Below are 18,225 nucleotides of genomic sequence, written 5' to 3' on the forward strand. Positions count from 1 at the left end.
CGTGTTTTTTTGAGATTATTCGTCGTTGAATAGTATTTTCGAATGATTTTCAGTCAACCGATGATGTGTATTTGCTTGATAAGTTGATGACTGAGGACGTTAGACTCTTGGCAGCGAAGTGGATATTCAATGTAACGAGGGGGTACGCAAAAGTTGCTCTAAGTCTGATAAATAAAGTGTTCAGGCGGAATCAGCCAGGTGTAACGTGACGACAAAGCGTCTATTCTTTGAAAAGTGGGGAAGGGGAAGGAGTATGTGCCGTACTATCAAGTAGGTTCGGAAAAGCAAAGCCGCTTCCCCGAACCGGAGGCCTATTTATTGAATCAGGCGTATCAGGTCTTCTTTACGAAGGATTGTGATCTCCTTCCGGTTAGCAATCAGAATGCCGTCTTCCTGCATGCGAGCCAGTTCGCGGGCAAACGAAGGACGCGAAACCCCGAAGTAATCACTCAACTCTTGTTGCGAGCGATCAAGGGTGATCTTGGTCTGTTGCTGCTGCTTGTGCAAGCGTAATAGATAAGAAGCGATCTTCTGACGAATGGTTTTGAAAGACATGAAGAACAGCTTATCGGATAAGGTACGGGCATAGTTGGCCGATAGATTCATGTAATTCTCCAGAAACCGCTCATTCTTACGAAAGAGAGCAAGCACACTGCTTTTGGGTATTTCGATAACCTCTGTCGACTCATTAGCCGTTACCTCAACCGGATAACGATTTTCTTCACCGAATAAGAATAGCGGAGCAATCGCTCTGGGAGCCGAAATATCTTCCACTTTGATCAGTCGCCCGGAATAATCAATCATTTCTCCCCGTACACTTCCACGGGTCAGGATGATCAGGCGATTGCACACATCCCCCTGTCTTGCCAGAATTTCTCCTTTCTTATAGGAATGAGTCAGGAAGTTCACTTCTTGCAAACTGGCTGCCAAGGTTTCCGGGCTAATACCCCGGAATAATGGATTGTTGATGAGTGTAGGTATCATAATTGTAGTATTGATTGGTTATAGCCATTGGAATTTTAGTCCGAAAGATAAACTCAGGTAATCTTTGGGGCGAAGATAACTATTAGTCGCCGCGCTGACCAGATAGAGGTCACAGGTACTTAGCTCATAGAAGAAGGTAACCGACTTCGCCAAGAACCGTTTATTTGAATTTATATCATAGGTCAAACGCTGTCCGAGATAGACATGAATACGTATTTTGCTGGAGAAACCGTAGTACCCCCGTGGGTATCTTTCCGGTTCCTTAACCCAAAACTGGTCGCCGAATACCGTATTCAGATACAAGCCACATGCCAGCGGTTCGGTTGAGAAGTTCTTTCCCAAATCGATACTCCAAGGCATATAGTTCTGTTTAAGCGTCATGGTAATCTTCGTTTTCTTGGAAGAATACTTCGGAATAAAGCCAAACAACAGATCCGTCTCCCATTGGTTATGTTTACCGTAATCCCAACCTGTACCAAACGAAAGCAATCCCATATTGCCGGCGAACTGTATCTTAGAATGGGTTGGGATAATACTCTGCCAACTTTTCCGGAAGCGGTGCACCCGGCGGTCATACGATGTGGGGGTTGCCGGAAGTTCCGAAACGATTGGGGAATCTACCTCATTGCCCGACGCGCAACCAAGCGTGACGAGATCAGTCGGGATATTTTGGATTAACGTGTCTGCTTGTATGCTTGCCGAAGTTGTGAGTGGCAAATGCAGGAGTAGGGTTAATGCTCCTACTTGTAGGAGATATTTAGAATTCAACCACTTCATAACTATGTCCTTCTGGGGTTATGTTAAACACTATGTAACTGCGGTTCTTCATACAATCACTTGTGATGTAATGAACTCCGTCTTCGAAAAGCTCCTTATCGCTGAAGCTGTGATTATGTGCCGCCGTGCAGAACTGCAAATTCGGAAACTGCGTAATGTAATGTTGAAACACTTTGGCCACATTGTTATTGAATACATCGGCAAAGGGGTGCGCATGCATGCTGACAACCGTCTTCTCGTATTCGTCCTTCCGATCCTCGAATTCCTTTTCGATAAAATCGAAGTTGGGGATTGGCTCTGAATAGTTATACTCCAGTGCATTGGTATTCAGGCAGACAAATTTCACGTTACCGGCGATAAAAGAGAAGTTGGTCGGTCCGAAGACAGCCTTAAACGTTTCCTCTCCCGTACCTAAACAATCGTGGTTACCGATCAGTGCCACATAAGGCACTTTAAGCTGATTCATGATATCGCGTTGCCACATAAACTCCTTAGTCAGACCGAAATCACTCAAGTCTCCACCATGGATGACAAAGTCTATATCCGTCCGCTTATTAATCACTTTCACAAAATCTTCCGTTTCGTCATACCAACGTTGCGAGTCGCCCATGGTTACAAAGCGAAGCGATGTTTTACCTTTACAATTGGCCTCTATCTGTTCGATATTGTGTGCATTAACGTCTCTTTCTCCGCTTACCCGCACATCATAAGGATGATAATCTATCATGTCGCATCCGGTAAGGAGCAGGCAGAATAGCGCTGTATATAAGTTCCCTTTCAGCATAATTATAGAATATTTAAAAGTCTTGAAAACCGGATGCAAATATATAGTTTTGTCTCGAAATCCCACAAATAAATTGAGTAAATAGGAATTATAGAACAGAAAACAGGACGATTCGTCCTATTCCAATGAGGAAACAGAACGAATGTCATATATAGCCATATTAGCTCCTAATTCGCGAGGGATTGTTTACCTATCTTCTTTATATATATAAGTAGACTGCCAACGGCGGTGATGAAAGCCAGTGCGTCAGAAACCGGCATGCTGCCCCATATACCATTCACTCCCCACCAATGCGGAAAAAGCAGCAGGCAAGGGAGTAAGTAGAGTAATTGACGTGTAAGTGAAAGGAATATACTAACTTTAGCTTTCCCGATACTCTGAAAGAAGTTACCGATAACGATTTGCGCCCCAACGAAGGGGAACATCAGCACACATATGCGAATACCCGAAGCAGCGATATCGATTAGTTCGCCGCTATCGGTGAATATGGCGGAAACAGCATGCGGGAACAATTCGCAAATCAAAAAACCGCTGCTGGTGATAATCACTCCCCAAATAATGCCCAAACGTAACGTCTGTTTGACGCGATCTATATTCTGTGCTCCGAAGTTATACCCTACAATTGGCTGCATACCCATCGTCAGTCCCAGAACAATCATTATATAAAGAGTCAGAAGGCGGTTGATGATACCATAAGCACCGATAGCCATATCTCCTCCATGACTTTGCAGACTGTTGTTGATCACAATCACAATCGCACAAGCACTCGCGTTCATTAAGAAAGGAGACATACCGATGGAGAAGATACTGCTGATGATGCGTTTCTTCATTTTCCACACTTTCTTCTCAAAATGCACCGTACTTTCTTGATTCATAAAATGGTTGAGTACCCATATCATACCGATTGTCTGCGAGATAACCGTTGCCAGAGCCGCTCCGCGCATACCCCAGCCCAAGTGAAAAATGAAGATCGGAGCCAGTATGATATTGGCTACAACCGTCACCATCGAAGTAAGCATTGCTTTTCTGGGGTAACCGGTTGCCCGCATCACATTATTCAGTCCGATCATCGTGTAGGAGATCGGAGTACCCAGTATGATGATTTGCATGAAGCTGCGTGCGTACGGAAGCGTATCGGCACTGGCACCGAAGAACGTCAGGATAGGGTCGAGAAATATAAACGCAACAATTCCAAAGAGCACCGAGTTGGTCAGGCAAAGCATAAAAGTATGTGAAAGAATCTCGGTCGCTCCCTGCTGATCCCTTTGTCCCAGGCGGATGGAAGCGATGGTAGACCCTCCCGCAGAAACAAGTGTCGAGAAGGCGATCACCAGATTCATCAGCGGAAAACTGACGGCCAATCCGGCAATAGCCATAGGCCCTACGCCGTGACCGATAAAGATGCTATCGATGATGTTGTAGATCGAAGTAAGTGTCATTCCGATAATAGCCGGAATAGAGTATTGCAATAGTAGTTTACCAATCTTTTCGGTGCCTAATATATGGGAGGTGTTCTTTTCCATTACATTTTTTTAAGTGGGGCAAAGTTATAAATAATTTGCCTTATCCGATGTTTATTCGGAACTTTGCTGCAATTATACTAGTAAGTTTTATATAAAGAGATTGTATGGATATGACGAAGAATATTGCCGTGCTATTTGATTTTGATGGTGTAGTTATGGATACGGAGACGCAGTACACCGTTTTCTGGGATGAACAAGGCCGTAAGTACTTAAACGAAGCCGACTTCGGACGCCGTATTAAAGGGCAGACACTGGCCCAGATTTACGAAAACCACTTTGCCGATAAAGCCAAAGAACAAGAACAAATCACAGCCGACCTCAATCGTTTTGAGAAAGAAATGGCCTACGAATACATCCCCGGTGTTGAATCTTTTATGAGCGATCTACGGAAGAATGGGGTGAAAATCGCGATAGTAACCAGTTCCAATGAAGAGAAGATGGCCAATGTCTATCGGGCACATCCGGAATTTAAGGGAAATGTAGATAGAATCCTTACCGGGGAGATGTTCGCGCGTTCAAAGCCCGCGCCGGACTGTTTCTTGCTGGGCATGGAAATATTCGGCACAACTCCCGAACACACCTATGTATTCGAAGATTCTTTTCACGGTTTGCAGGCAGGTATGGACTCCGGAGCTACTGTGATCGGACTGGCTACCACCAACACGCGTGAAGCCATTAGCGGGAAAGCCCATTATATTATGGACGACTTCACCGACTTCACCTACGCCAAACTCATAGCCATACACCGGTAAGATGAAATATTAGCTTTTCTTTGTCTGATCTGAATTAAATGTTATAACTTTGCGCCGGTTTTTAAAAGCAGCTTCCACAGGGAGTTCTTGCAGAAAATTAATTTTAATTTTAAAATAGAAAAGACATGGCTGGTTATATATCAGATGACACAAGAAAAGTTACAACCCATCGCCTGATTGAAATGAAGCAAAGAGGCGAAAAAATATCAATGCTCACTTCGTACGACTACACCATGCACAAATCGTAGACGGTGCCGGGATGGACGTCATCTTGGTGGGAGATTCGGCTTCTAATGTGATGGCGGGTAATGTAACCACTTTACCGATCACGCTCGACCAAATGATCTATCACGCCAAGTCTGTGGTACGTGGTGTAAAACGCGCCATGGTAGTCGTTGATATGCCGTTTGGCTCTTATCAGGGCAACGAGCTGGAAGGTTTGGCATCTGCCATCCGCATCATGAAAGAGAGTCATGCCGACGCGTTAAAGCTCGAAGGTGGCGAAGAAATAATAGGTACCGTCAAACGCATCCTGAGCGCCGGAATCCCCATCATGGGACATTTGGGTTTGATGCCTCAATCGATCAATAAATACGGTACATATACCGTGCGTGCTAAGGACGATGCCGAAGCTGAGAAACTGATTCGGGATGCCCGGCTCTTGGAAGAAGCAGGTTGTTTCGCCATTGTGCTGGAGAAAATTCCCGCGAGCCTTTCCGCCCGTGTAGCTTCCGAACTGACAATTCCCATTATTGGTATTGGTGCAGGTGGCGATGTCGATGGACAGGTATTGGTTATTCAGGATATGCTGGGAATGAACAATGGATTCCGTCCCCGTTTTTTGCGTCGTTATGCCGATCTGCATACGATTATGACCGAGGCTATCAGTCATTACGTGTCTGACGTAAAGACCTGCGACTTCCCGAACGAGAAAGAGCAATATTAAAAGTTTATATGGCACCAACATTGTGGACGAATCATTTTATGAGGATCTGTTTAGCTAATCTGTTGATGTTTATTTCCTTGTATGTGATGTTCCCCGTTCTTCCGTTAGAGATGGCGGGACGTCTGGGAGTACCTGTGACACAGACCGGAATTATGTTCCTGTTTTTCACATTAGGAATGTTTCTTATCGGTCCTTTCCATGCGTATCTGATCGATGCGTATAAGCGTAAATTTGTGTGCATATTCTCTTTGGCCGCAATGATGGCGGCTACCGTCGGGTATGCCTTTGTCAGCAGCCTGACCGAGTTGTTGCTATTGAGCACTGCACAGGGCGTTGCCTTCGGACTGGCTACCACAGCAGGTATTACATTGGCTATTGACGTTACCGGTTCCACATTGCGTAGTGCCGGCAACGTAAGCCTTTCGTGGATCACCCGTTTTGGGATGATTGCAGGTGTGGCCTTGGGAATCTGGTTTTATCAAACGTATGGTTTCCGCGACTCGCTCTATCTTTCCATTACGGTGGGCAGTATAGGAATACTTTCTGCTTGGGGCGTATATGTTCCTTTCCGGGCTCCGATCGTGACCAAGCTTTATTCATTAGACCGTTTTTTATTGCCGCGAGCCTGGTTGCCCTCGCTCAACCTCATCTTAATCGCATTTATTCCGGGATTGCTTATCGCATCGGTACATCCGTACCTGAATTCGTGCATATTGGGTGGAATAGGCAGGCCCTTGCCCTTCTTTTTGGGTATCGGAGTAGGCTTTCTCTCTTCTCTTTTATTGTTCCGTATGCTGCGCTTGAAAGATAAAACCTTGCGAACGGTTATTATGGGTATTAGCTTGCTGGTTATCGGCATGGTCATGTTAATACCGTGTATTCCCATGCTGGTTCCTGCCGTCATTCTCGGTTTGGGCTTGGGATTGGCTATTCCCGAATTTCTGCTCATCTTTGTGAAGCTATCCGAGCACTGCCAACGTGGAACAGCCAATACGACCCATCTGCTGTGTTGTGAAATTGGTTTCTCACTCGGTATGGCCACTTCTTGTGTGGTAGATATGGATCAGTTGGTTCTCATCGGACAACTTGCCTCCGGAGCCTCGTTACTATTCTTTCTACTGCTTACCTATCCCTATTTCCTGAAAATGAAGATCAGGTAGATCGGCCAAAGTACGTAAACCCAAAGGCTGTAAAGCGGGTTGAAACGAAAGCGTACTCAATGATAATCAAGGATGTATAAATAGCAATCAGCTAAAGTTATACCGATTGTTTGCCCCGGGCAAATTTGAATTAGCCCGGGGCAAACAGTTCAAGAGCCCAGGGCATTACCTCCCAAAGCCCCGGGTAAAGTAAGAGAAGAAAGCCGTGAGGAACGCTTGAACTCTTCCGATTCACAACTTACCACTCGGAAAGCGAAGGGAGAAGTCGAGCGTTGTTAAGAGTCATTCGTTCCTAAAATGCTTGCTAACTTTGAGTTGCATATACACTTCTCAATCGGGATGAAAACCCGTTGGACTTCCAAAAAATATCTATTCGGTATCTCTTGCAAAGTTCGAAGACGTTGGGTGAGGAGCCTCCAAGTCCGGTTCATGATGCGAGCGTATGGAGTTATTTGGTACTCCTTATTAATAATAGTAGCCTGTATAACTGGAGTAACGTCAACCATTGACTCCGTATATACAGGCTACCTTGTTTCTTTATCGTAAGTTGTGAATCGCCCTTCTAAGAAGCTGCTTGAGCATCACCTCTCCGGTTGGCTAAAGTCAGTTTCTGCTTACTTGCTTAACTCCCTTTATGGTACGCAGTTTCTTAATCAGAGCTTCCAACGTCCGGTATCACTCAGCATGACTGTTAGCGTACCTGCGAATAAACCGTCGTTCGATTCGATACCGATGGAGCGGAGCGTGATCCCATTCTCTTTGGAGATGATCGAAGTGATATTAGTCACAATCCCAATATCATCATGTCCTACCACACGCAGCGTAATCGGATATTGCGTTCCTTGCGATTTACCTGCCAGCGGGCTTTCACGATCCGGTAACCGAAACGTTCGTGCATCTGACCGGCATTCGGGCAGTCGATGCGGTGAATCTTGATTCCTCCGGCAACCGTGACAAAACCAAAGACGTCGTCCCCATAAATCGGGTTACAACATTTAGCCAACTTAAAATCAAGTCCTTTTAGGTTCTGGTCAATCACAAGCACATCCTCTTTCGAGGTTGTTTCCTCTTGTATGGCTTGCAGGTTGTAGCCTTCCGCACTTCGGTAGGTTATCTCGTCATGCGGATCGTTATCACGTTTTTGTTGTTCAACATACTTGTCCAACAGTCCGTTAACGTCCAATCCGCCATCGGCAATGCTCTGGTAGAACTCCGTCACATTCTTAAATCCCAAACGTTTGATAAGACGCATCATGGTTGCTTCATCATATTCCAGCTTGCGATTCTTGAATTTCCGTTCCAGTGTTTCCTTGGCAAAATCGTGCTGACGTGCTGCCATTTCTTTCAATGCCTGCCTGATTTTGGTGCGTGCTTTGGAAGTTGTGACAATATTCAACCAGTCCTGTTTGGGTGTCTGCGTGTTGGAGATTGTAATCTCTACCTGATCTCCACTATTAAGTTTCTGCTTGATCTGTGCATTCTTACCGTTTACTTTGGCGCCGATACATTTACATCCCAGCTTACTGTGGATATGAAAGGCGAAGTCGAGTACAGTGGCCCCTTTGGCTAGTTTAAATAAGTCGCCTTTGGGTGTGAACACAAATACCTCGTCTTCGTAAAGGTCCATTTTGAACTGATCCATCACTTTCATGGAGTCACTTTCGGCGTTTTCCAAAGCCTCGCGTACGGAAGTCAGCCACTCATCCAGGCCTGTTTCCCCTTTAACACCTTTGTATCTCCAGTGGGCTGCCAGACCGCGTTCGGCTATTTCATCCATACGTCGTGTGCGGATTTGTACTTCCACCCATCGGCCTTCCGGGCCCATTACTGTGATGTGAAGAGACTCGTAACCATTGCTTTTCGGAATTGAAAGCCAGTCGCGAAGACGTTTCGGGTTGGGCTGATACATATCTGTAATGATGGAATATACTTGCCAGCACTCTTGTTTCTCCTTCGCCGGATCAGGGTCCGAATCGAGGATGATACGAATGGCAAACAAGTCGTAAATTCCTTCGAAAGAAGTCTTCTGCTTCTGCATTTTTTGCCAGATGGAGTGAATCGACTTGGTACGTCCCTTGATGTCGAACTGCAAACCGGCTTCCTTCACCATCTTATTGATTGGGTCGATAAAGGACGCGATGTACTTATCGCGAGACGCTTTGGTCTGGTTCAGCTTCTCCTTTATTAAATAGTAAGTATCTCGTTGTGTGTACTTCAACGATAAGTCCTCCAATTCGGATTTCAGTTTATACAACCCCAGCTTGTGCGCCAATGGAGCGTACAAGTAGGCTGCTTCGTAGGCTACTTTCAAACGGTCGTCGTCATTGTCGGTATCTTTAATCTGACGCATGATGTTCACACGATCGGCAATCATGATCAAGATCACCCGCATATCTTCGGCAAAGGAGAGGAGCAGGTTGCGGAAGTTCTCGGACTCGATGGCCGGACTCTTGGCATAGAGTTCATTGGTCTTGACCAGCCCTTTGATGATGCTGGCTACGTCGTCACCGAACTCCGACTGCACACTGTCAATCTTGAGAATTCCTCCTTTGACGATTTCATGCAGCATGATTCCGATGAGACACGAACCTTTCATCCCGATCTCTTCGGATACGATGACCGCGGTTTGTAAATCTCTGATCACCGGATTCATTCCGAAATTATTTCGTTGGAGCTTGTTACATTCAGCTGCTTTGATAAGATGCTTCTTCAGTTTCTGGCAATCTTTCAAGAATATGCTGTCTCCTGCGGATTGTATTAGTCGTCTGTAGAGTGAAAAAAGAACTTTCTTTTCCCCCTTAGTAAAAAAGTCATTCATTGCTAATCCTATTAATTCGATGTAAAAGTAGTTTTTTTATTGATTATTCGGTAAGAAGTAAATAACATTTTGTATTTTTGGGCATCAATTAATAAAAAGTAGGTATTATGATAACAACACAGGACAAAGATTTGCTTGCTAAAAAAGGCATCTCTGAAGCGCAGATAGCCGAACAGATGGCTTGTTTTCAAAAAGGTTTTCCTTTTTTAAAGCTTGACGCTGCTGCTTCATTAGAAAAAGGTATATTGGCTCCTACCGAGGAGCAACGGAACGAGTATCTGGAGAATTGGGATGCTTACCGAAATACGGATCGGACAATCGTTAAGTTTGTACCCGCTTCCGGAGCAGCGAGTCGTATGTTCAAAGATCTATTTGAGTTTTTATCAGCCGATTACGAGAAACCCACCACGCAGTTTGAGGAGGCTTTCTTCGATGGAATCGGCAATTTTGCTTTCTATGACGACTTGAACACCGCCTGTCTGCGTACAGCAGGCAACGATATTCCGGCTTTACTCGAAGAAGGAAATTATAAAGCAGTTGTTGCCGCTCTGCTCGAAACAGCCGGCCTAAATTATGGAGCACTTCCCAAAGGACTTCTGAAGTTTCACAAATACCCCGAAGGGCACGTACACCGCTTGAAGAGCATTTGGTGGAAGGTATGATGTATGCTACCGGAAAGAGTGGCAAAGTAAATGTGCATTTTACCGTATCCTCCGAACATCGGGAACTGTTTAAAGTACTCGTAGAAGAGAAGGCCGGTGAATTTGGCACACGCTACGGAGTGGATTACTACATCACCTTCTCCGAGCAGAAACCGAATACCGATACAATAGCCGCCGATATGGATAACGAGCCTTTCCGCGACAATGACAAACTCTTGTTCCGTCCCGGTGGCCATGGAGCCCTTATTGAGAACCTGAACGACTTGGATGCGGATATTATCTTTATTAAGAATATCGACAACGTAGTGCCCGACAGGTTGAAAGCAGATACCGTTACTTACAAAAAACTGATTGCCGGCGTACTGGTTTCGCTTCAGAAGCAAGCATTTGAATACATGGAACTTCTGGATGAAGGTACATATACACATGAACAGGTGCTGGAGATTCTCCAATTTGTACAGAAGAAATTGTATTGCAAGAATCCGGAGGTCAAAAACCTCGAAGACGCCGAACTAATCATCTATCTGAGAAAGAAACTGAATCGCCCGATGCGCGTTTGCGGTATGGTGAAGAATGTGGGCGAACCGGGTGGGGGGCCATTCCTGGCGTACAACAACGATGGAACGATTTCGTTGCAAATACTTGAAAGCTCGCAAATCGACATGGACGATCCCACCAAGAAAGATATGTTTGAGAACGGAACACACTTTAATCCCGTTGATCTGGTCTGTGCCGTGCGCGATTATAAAGGCCATAAGTTTGATTTAGATAAGTATGTGGATAAGGCAACCGGATTTATCTCCTACAAATCGAAGAACGGTAAAGAGCTCAAAGCGCTCGAACTTCCCGGACTTTGGAATGGAGCTATGAGTGACTGGAACACCGTATTTGTGGAAGTTCCTTTGACTACATTCAATCCGGTGAAGACTGTGAATGATTTGTTGCGTGAACAGCATCAATAAATAGATAGGACTTAGAACACATTCGAGATATAGAAAGAAACGACCGCTTGACCGGGTAAGATCGAGCGGTTGTTTGTATAGCATTGGCCACTTGTCCTCATCGCATCATCATTAGCAAACGGCCGAACAAAATACTTGTTTTATGAATCAGATTGAGAAGATTATAGACTTGCCCAATTGGAATCGAAGGGAACATTTCGAGCATTTTAGCGCTTTTGATGATCCGTTCTTTGGAGTAACAGTCAACGTAGAATGTACGCGTTCTTATCAGGAAGCGAAAAGCAAAGACGTTTCTTTTTTTCTGTTGGTTTTACACCGAATTATTACAGCAGCAGCTGAAGTTGAGGAGTTTCGTTATCGCATTGAAGGCGACCAGGTTGTGTGTTACGACAGCCTCTTTCCCGAGGCGACTGTTGCCCGCCCTGATCATACTTTCTCATTTGCTTCTTTTGACTACGATCCCGATGAAATGGGTTTTATTCGGAAGGCAAAGGCCGAAATGGAACGTTTACAGCAAACTACCGGACTGAATAAAGAAGGAACTTTTCATCCCAATGCCATTCATTATTCGGCCGTTCCCTGGCTGACTTTTACCGACATGAAACACCCTACCAATATGCGATCGGGCGACAGTGTACCCAAAATATCAACCGGAAAGTTCTTTAAAGACGGAGAACGGCTCATGTTGCCCATTTCGGTTACCTGCCATCATGGACTGATGGATGGTTATCACGTTTCGAAATTTATAGAGAAACTCAAGCTGTAATCGTGTAGTTCTACTAACTAAATGAAATACAAAATGCCGGGATACAGACACATAACTCTTTGCTTTATCTGGTTTTTCTTACCACTAGCATCTCTCAAGGCACAAACATCCGCAGCAGATTCAACCCGAAGCTTTATTCATCGCATTCAGGTAGAAGGTCGTCCGGCATATGTCATCCCAACCAATCCTTTTCTGAAAGGAGATAACGAGCGTTGGAAGTCCATTGAAACCTCCTTTTCCGGACATTTGAAGTACTCTTTCCAATTCCGTCCCAATACCTGTGCGGACCGGATTTACGGGGGAGCTTATCAAGGGTTTGGAGTATCCTTGAATACTTTCGGCGATCGTAAGCAGTTGGGAGACCCGATGGCATTTTATCTTTTTCAGGGCGCTCGGATTGCACGCTTCACTCCTCGGTTGTCATTGAACTATGAGTGGAACTTCGGTATATCAGCCGGTTGGCAACCCTATGATAATAATTATAACTCCTATAATGGGGCAGTCGGTTCCCGGATGAATGCGTATATCAATGCCGGTATTTATCTGAATTGGACGCTCAGCCGGCACATAGACTTGGTATTGGGAGGTGATTTTACGCACTTTTCGAATGGAAATACGAAGTTTCCCAATGCAGGAATCAATATGACCGGAGCGAAGATCGGGCTAACATATAACTTTAATAGGGAAGATATTGATTTGACTCGTTCTTTCTCGCAGCCCGCCATCCCCCGGTTTCCGCGGCATATCAGCTATGATTTAGTCTTATTCGGCTCATGGCGTAGGAAAGGGGTGTTCTTGGGAGAAAAACAGATTGCATCTCCGGGGACTTATCCGGTAGCCGGGTTTAACTTTGCTCCGATGTATAATGTCGGCTATAAATTTCGAGTTGGAGCTTCTTTAGACGGTGTGTTCGATGGCAGTGCCAATGTATATACGGAAGATTACATCTCTGAATACGGAGGCGGTGGGTCCGGACAATATCAATTTTACAAACCTGGGATTCAACATCAATTGGCCTTGGGGCTTTCAGGACGTGCGGAATATGTCATGCCGTATTTTACGATCAGTATGGGCATGGGGACGAATGTTATCGGGCGAGGGGATATGAGAGGATTCTATCAGATATTGGCATTGAAGATAGGAGTAACCAAGAGTTCTTTTCTGCACATAGGCTACAATCTACAGAACTTTAAGACTCCCAATTACCTGATGCTTGGTTTAGGCTTCCGTTTCCATAATAAGTACCCAAAAGTGCGCCATTATTGATGGGCGACTATCACTCTTGGCAAAAAGACAAACGGAATGAATCCATGTCAGCCGTGGTATAAACTCATCTAAAGTAAATTATTTTTCAAGTAGAAAGCTCTGGTTATTAACCTTGATTATAGCAGTGTTTTTTGTCGAAACAGTTGCTGTCACACAAGAGGCAATAAAAGAATTACATCATTTGATTACGAATAGAATAGTTTGTTAAAAAGGCGACAAAAGAGGGTCGTTTACTGATAGCATTGTCAACGTTGCCTTTATGTCTGCTTCAAATAAAATTCCGACTGAACAACTTGAGTGTCTGTAAGTAAATAATAAAGATACCAGATCTTCTATATACACTGTTATTGACGAGGTTTACACCCACTTGCCTGACTTTCTCAAAGAAGTCATAACGTCGGCACGCAACAGCCTTGCGGGAGATATCTTCCTAGTTTTGGGCGCGCTAATCAATCTGAATGCCTGTGTGTCCAACGTTTGCATCTACTTCGACCGACTCTCAGCCTATCTGTCTCTGCTTGTTATATTTCTTCGGTTGCCGGAAAAAGGTTTCTTGCCTTACGGTATACTATCTGAAACAGTAAATAGGATCACCTGCAAAAGTATGGGCATTATACATAAAGCTTCATTAATCCATAGTAGCAGTAAGAGGATATTCATTACTTCCCTTAACTGAATTCAGCATAAAACCTAGAGTGATAGAATGTAAAACGACATCAAGTCATAATCACTTTTTGCCGTAAGTTGCTGATTGCTAATTTGATACAATGCGGGTTCTTTTCTGAGACTGATTTACTCAATACATAATGCCGATTTCCAAAGACCGTGTACTTGGCTGAAATACCTTGGCAGCTAGTAGTAAATAGCTAGTGAAAGGCATTTTTTGCTCATCATATTTCCTGTTCCACATATTGTGGAACAGCTGACTCACATAATGTGGAACACGTGTCGCACATATTGTGGAACAGCCGTCGCACATAATATGAAACAGGGAATAGTAAGGAACTAAATATAAAAAACGACTGCTTAAATCTACGAATAGTTGCGTACGATACGGTTCTAAAAAGGTTGGGTTGGTGAATTGAAAACCCTTTTTGGGGAGAAAATGAGCAACAGCTATCGCACATCGGAATAAAGTGATCTAAAAAAAGAAGACGCAAAATAAGTAGCTGATATACTGAATGATACAGAAAAAAGTGATTTAGTCATAAGAGTGTTGTATCATTGTGCAAAGTGCTTCTGTCAAGCCCCGAAGAAAGAAATAATCTATTTATAGGTTAGTGCTCCTTTCATTTTATATCCGATTAATTGAACTAGCAGCGCAAGTCAGCCCTTATCAATTGTATCTCAATTCAAAATCAGTAAGTTAAAACCTTTTGAAAGGTCAATGAGTAGAAGGTTTGGCTACAATTGTTCCTATCAGAAATAACGCTGTACCTTAATATTCGTTAAAGTATTAATCCGTAGCATATACAAAGTTCGATGAAATATGCTATTTTTGCACACTTAACATAAAATTCTGAAGATAATGAAGAGAATTCTGTTACTCGGTTCCGGAGAATTAGGAAAAGAGTTCGCTATTTCTGCTAAACGTAAAGGACAACACGTTGTTGCTTGTGATTGCTACTCCTGTGCGCCTGCTATGCAAGTTGCCGACGAATTTGATGTAATCGATATGCTCGATGGAAAACAATTGGAAACCATCGTAAGAAGGAATGATCCGGATATCATTGTCCCCGAGATCGAGGCTATCCGCACGGAGTGCCTATACGATTTTGAGAAGCAAGGCATTCAAGTGTCCCCAGTGCCCGCGCTGTTAACTTCACGATGAATCGAAAAGCAATCCGCGACCTTGCAGCCAAAGAATTGGGTTTGAAAACAGCGAAATACTTCTATGCCAAAACTTTGGAAGAGTTGAAAGTAGCAGCAGCTCAAATAGGCTTTCCCTGTGTAGTGAAACCATTGATGTCTTCTTCCGGCAAAGGGCAATCACTTGTGAAAACGGCCGATGAACTGGAACATGCCTGGGAATATGGATGCAGTGGCAGTCGAGGAGATATACGTGAACTTATCATCGAAGAGTTTATAAAGTTCGACAGCGAAATAACCTTGCTGACAGTTACTCAGAAGAATGGTCCCACTTTATTTTGTCCTCCAATCGGCCATGTTCAAAAAGGAGGCGATTACCGTGAAAGCTTTCAACCGGCACCAATTGATCCGATGCATTTAAAAGAAGCGGAAGAGATGGCGGAAAAGGTTACCCGGGCGTTAACCGGTGCGGGACTTTGGGGAGTCGAGTTTTTCTTAAGCCATGAAAATGGTGTTTATTTCTCCGAACTATCTCCGCGTCCGCATGATACCGGTATGGTCACTTTGGCCGGTACGCAGAACTTAAACGAATTTGAACTGCATCTCAGAGCTGTGCTCGGACTGCCTATACCAAATATTAAACTGGAGCGGATGGGAGCCAGTGCTGTTATTCTTTCACCCATTTCGAGTGATGAGTCTCCGCAATATCGCGGGTTGGAACAAGTGACTCAGGAAGAAGATACTTATTTGCGAATATTCGGCAAACCGTACACACGTATCAACCGTCGCATGGGGGTGGTGCTTTGCTATGCACCTTTGGGAGAAAACCTAGACGCACTGCGGGATAAGGCCAAACGGATTGCAGCAAAGGTAGAAGTCTTTTAGGAAGGAAACGCCTTATTTCTCCAGCGTTTGCAACACCGCTGAATTCTGAATGCGTGGAATTGGAATCGTTTGTAGTATTTATAGGGCTAATAAGTGTTATTGAACAAAAAAATATAAGAAAAAGGGAACGATGATGCTAATTTGTTTCTACATTTGCAGTGTTACATCTTTACTATAATTTACGACATAAACGGAAATCTGAACAAAGTATAGAGGTTTGCCGTTAAATGTATTCGGTGTAGTAATGATAAAACACGAAGTTTTCTTCTCATATTATCAGTCAATAGAAAAGAAAAAAACAATATAAAAAAGATTGCTTATGTCACAAATTATCGGACATATCTCTCAGGTTATCGGCCCTGTGGTTGATGTGTACTTCGAAAGTGCGGATGCTGAATTAGTATTACCAAGCATCCACGATGCACTGGAGATTAAACGCCCAAACGGCAAAATACTTATTGTAGAAGTGCAGCAGCACATTGGTGAAAATACTGTACGTACTGTAGCCATGGATAGTACTGATGGACTTCAACGGGGTATGAAAGTGCGTCCTACCGGGTATCCTATCACAATGCCGATTGGCGAACAAATTAAGGGACGTTTATTGAATGTTGTTGGCGATTCGATCGACGGAATGAAAGACCTTGATCGTGATGGCGCATATCCCATTCACCGTGAGCCACCTAAGTTCGACGAACTGACCACTGTACAGGAAGTCCTTTTTACCGGAATCAAAGTTATCGACCTGCTTGAGCCTTATGCCAAGGGAGGTAAAATCGGATTGTTCGGTGGAGCCGGTGTAGGCAAGACCGTACTGATTCAGGAACTTATCAATAATATTGCGAAAAAGCATAATGGATTTTCCGTATTTGCCGGAGTAGGAGAGCGTACTCGTGAAGGTAATGACCTTTTGCGCGAAATGATTGAGTCCGGTGTTATCCGCTACGGAGAAGCTTTCAAAGAAAGTATGGAAAAAGGCGATTGGGACCTATCGAAAGTCGACTACGATGAACTTGAGAAGTCACAAGTTTCCTTGATCTTCGGACAGATGAATGAGCCTCCCGGAGCACGTGCTTCCGTTGCTCTTTCCGGGCTGACAGTAGCCGAATCTTTCCGTGACGCGGGAAGCGAAGGAGAAAAACGCGACATCTTGTTCTTTATCGACAATATATTCCGTTTCACTCAGGCAGGTTCGGAAGTTTCCGCTCTTTTGGGACGTATGCCTTCAGCCGTAGGTTACCAACCGACGTTGGCTACCGAAATGGGTGTTATGCAGGAACGTATCACATCTACCCGCAAAGGATCAATTACATCTGTACAAGCTGTATACGTACCTGCGGATGACTTGACCGACCCTGCACCAGCAACAACCTTTAGTCACTTGGACGCAACCACTGTGCTCGATCGTAAAATTACCGAGCTAGGTATTTATCCCGCTGTAGACCCATTGGCTTCTACTTCGCGTATTCTCGACCCGCACATTGTGGGCCAGGAGCATTACGACATCGCACAGCGTGTGAAACAGATTCTGCAACGTAACAAAGAACTGCAAGATATTATATCTATTCTGGGAATGGAAGAACTTTCCGAAGAAGATAAAACAGTTGTAAACCGTGCACGTCGTGTACAACGTTCCTGTCGCAGCCATTTGCCGTAGCCGAACAGTTTACCGGTGTACCGGGGGTAATTGTTGCTATCGAAGATACAATCAAAGGATTTAAAATGATCCTTGACGGTGAAGTAGACTACCTGCCCGAACAAGCTTTCTTGAACGTTGGTACGATTGAAGATGCGATAGAGAAGGGCAAGAAGCTGTTGGAACAGACAAAATAGTAAAACGAGTATTGTAGAATAGAATAAAGAGATTAAGTGATGAAAGAACTACATTTGAGTATTGTGTCGCCCGAAAAAAGTATATTTGATGGAGATGTGAAAATAGTCACATTGCCGGGAACTATCGGTTCGTTTTCTATACTTCCGGGGCATGCACCCATTGTCTCGTCGCTGGTAGCGGGGACTTTGAGTTACATTACAATGGATGATGGAGAACATTCGCTGGATATTCAGGGCGGTTTTATAGAACTGAGCGATGGGATAGCTTCCGTCTGTATCTCCTGAAAGCACATCACTA

General features: G+C 44.3%; 9 protein-coding genes and 5 pseudogenes. 9 read left to right on the forward strand and 5 right to left on the reverse strand.

Annotated features, from left to right (window positions below):
* Nucleotides 1–315: 315 nt before the first annotated feature.
* The 4 genes from JCM10512_RS06715 to JCM10512_RS06730 all read right to left on the reverse strand — a co-directional run bounded on the left by JCM10512_RS06715 (nt 316) and on the right by JCM10512_RS06730 (nt 4,068).
* Entirely contained in the window at nt 316–984 is a 669-nt protein-coding gene (locus JCM10512_RS06715; RefSeq protein WP_044161609.1) for a Crp/Fnr family transcriptional regulator, read from the reverse strand.
* Nucleotides 985–1,002: 18 nt separating this feature from the next.
* On the reverse strand, nt 1,003–1,761 hold the full coding sequence (locus JCM10512_RS06720; protein WP_044161611.1) for a hypothetical protein: 759 nt from the start codon (nt 1,759–1,761) through the stop codon (nt 1,003–1,005).
* Entirely contained in the window at nt 1,742–2,545 is an 804-nt protein-coding gene (locus tag JCM10512_RS06725) for a metallophosphoesterase family protein (RefSeq protein WP_044161705.1), read from the reverse strand. The genes JCM10512_RS06720 and JCM10512_RS06725 overlap by 20 nt, the downstream gene beginning before the upstream one ends.
* Before the next feature lie 167 nt (nt 2,546–2,712).
* Nucleotides 2,713–4,068 carry an MATE family efflux transporter gene (locus JCM10512_RS06730; RefSeq protein ID WP_044161612.1) on the reverse strand — a complete coding sequence of 452 codons (1,356 nt, stop codon included), beginning with the start codon at nt 4,066–4,068 and terminating at the stop codon, nt 2,713–2,715.
* Between the two features lie 104 nt (nt 4,069–4,172).
* Here JCM10512_RS06730 and JCM10512_RS06735 point away from each other — a divergent pair, with 104 nt between their 5' ends.
* The 3 genes and pseudogenes from JCM10512_RS06735 (at nt 4,173) to JCM10512_RS06745 (ending at nt 6,926) form a co-directional block, all read left to right on the forward strand.
* On the forward strand, nt 4,173–4,820 hold the full coding sequence (locus JCM10512_RS06735; protein WP_044161614.1) for an HAD family hydrolase: 648 nt from the start codon (nt 4,173–4,175) through the stop codon (nt 4,818–4,820).
* 125 nt (nt 4,821–4,945) lie between these two features.
* Nucleotides 4,946–5,766 (forward strand): annotated as a pseudogene (gene panB / locus JCM10512_RS06740) (3-methyl-2-oxobutanoate hydroxymethyltransferase).
* An 8-nt stretch (nt 5,767–5,774) separates the two neighbouring features.
* Nucleotides 5,775–6,926 carry an MFS transporter gene (locus tag JCM10512_RS06745; protein ID WP_044161616.1) on the forward strand — a complete coding sequence of 384 codons (1,152 nt, stop codon included), beginning with the start codon at nt 5,775–5,777 and terminating at the stop codon, nt 6,924–6,926.
* Nucleotides 6,927–7,529: 603 nt separating this feature from the next.
* Here the strand turns inward: JCM10512_RS06745 and JCM10512_RS06755 are convergent.
* A pseudogene (locus JCM10512_RS06755) lies at nt 7,530–9,744 on the reverse strand (RelA/SpoT family protein).
* A 107-nt stretch (nt 9,745–9,851) separates the two neighbouring features.
* On the opposite strand from JCM10512_RS06755, the pseudogene JCM10512_RS06760 reads away from it, so the two are divergent.
* The 6 genes and pseudogenes from JCM10512_RS06760 to JCM10512_RS06785 all read left to right on the forward strand — a co-directional run bounded on the left by JCM10512_RS06760 (nt 9,852) and on the right by JCM10512_RS06785 (nt 18,212).
* Nucleotides 9,852–11,368 (forward strand): annotated as a pseudogene (locus tag JCM10512_RS06760) (DUF4301 family protein).
* A gap of 142 nt (nt 11,369–11,510) precedes the next feature.
* Nucleotides 11,511–12,134 (forward strand): chloramphenicol acetyltransferase, encoded by a 624-nt coding sequence (locus tag JCM10512_RS06765; protein WP_044161619.1) that lies wholly within the window; start codon nt 11,511–11,513, stop codon nt 12,132–12,134.
* Nucleotides 12,135–12,155: 21 nt separating this feature from the next.
* Nucleotides 12,156–13,400 carry an acyloxyacyl hydrolase gene (locus JCM10512_RS06770; protein WP_044161621.1) on the forward strand — a complete coding sequence of 415 codons (1,245 nt, stop codon included), beginning with the start codon at nt 12,156–12,158 and terminating at the stop codon, nt 13,398–13,400.
* 1,528 nt (nt 13,401–14,928) lie between these two features.
* A pseudogene (purT, locus tag JCM10512_RS06775) lies at nt 14,929–16,094 on the forward strand (formate-dependent phosphoribosylglycinamide formyltransferase).
* A gap of 319 nt (nt 16,095–16,413) precedes the next feature.
* Nucleotides 16,414–17,927, forward strand: a pseudogene (gene atpD, locus JCM10512_RS06780) (F0F1 ATP synthase subunit beta).
* 39 nt (nt 17,928–17,966) lie between these two features.
* Nucleotides 17,967–18,212, forward strand: a complete 246-nt coding sequence (locus JCM10512_RS06785) for a F0F1 ATP synthase subunit delta/epsilon (protein ID WP_044161623.1) — start codon at nt 17,967–17,969, stop codon at nt 18,210–18,212.
* Nucleotides 18,213–18,225: the final 13 nt, after the last annotated feature.

Origin of the sequence: Bacteroides reticulotermitis JCM 10512, from assembly GCF_000517545.1 — a bacterium.
Classification (GTDB): Bacteria; Bacteroidota; Bacteroidia; order Bacteroidales; family Bacteroidaceae; genus Bacteroides; species Bacteroides reticulotermitis.

Excerpts from the sequence above, each read along its gene's own strand:
- JCM10512_RS06770 (WP_044161621.1), top strand. The coding sequence starts at position 12,156 with ATGAAATACAAAATGCCGGGATACAGACACATAACTCTTTGCTTTATC.
- JCM10512_RS06745 (WP_044161616.1), top strand. The coding sequence starts at position 5,775 with ATGGCACCAACATTGTGGACGAATCATTTTATGAGGATCTGTTTAGCT.
- JCM10512_RS06715 (WP_044161609.1), bottom strand. The coding sequence starts at position 984 with ATGATACCTACACTCATCAACAATCCATTATTCCGGGGTATTAGCCCG.
- JCM10512_RS06720 (WP_044161611.1), bottom strand. The coding sequence starts at position 1,761 with ATGAAGTGGTTGAATTCTAAATATCTCCTACAAGTAGGAGCATTAACC.
- JCM10512_RS06765 (WP_044161619.1), top strand. The coding sequence starts at position 11,511 with ATGAATCAGATTGAGAAGATTATAGACTTGCCCAATTGGAATCGAAGG.
- JCM10512_RS06725 (WP_044161705.1), bottom strand. The coding sequence starts at position 2,545 with ATGCTGAAAGGGAACTTATATACAGCGCTATTCTGCCTGCTCCTTACC.
- JCM10512_RS06785 (WP_044161623.1), top strand. The coding sequence starts at position 17,967 with ATGAAAGAACTACATTTGAGTATTGTGTCGCCCGAAAAAAGTATATTT.
- JCM10512_RS06730 (WP_044161612.1), bottom strand. The coding sequence starts at position 4,068 with ATGGAAAAGAACACCTCCCATATATTAGGCACCGAAAAGATTGGTAAA.
- JCM10512_RS06735 (WP_044161614.1), top strand. The coding sequence starts at position 4,173 with ATGGATATGACGAAGAATATTGCCGTGCTATTTGATTTTGATGGTGTA.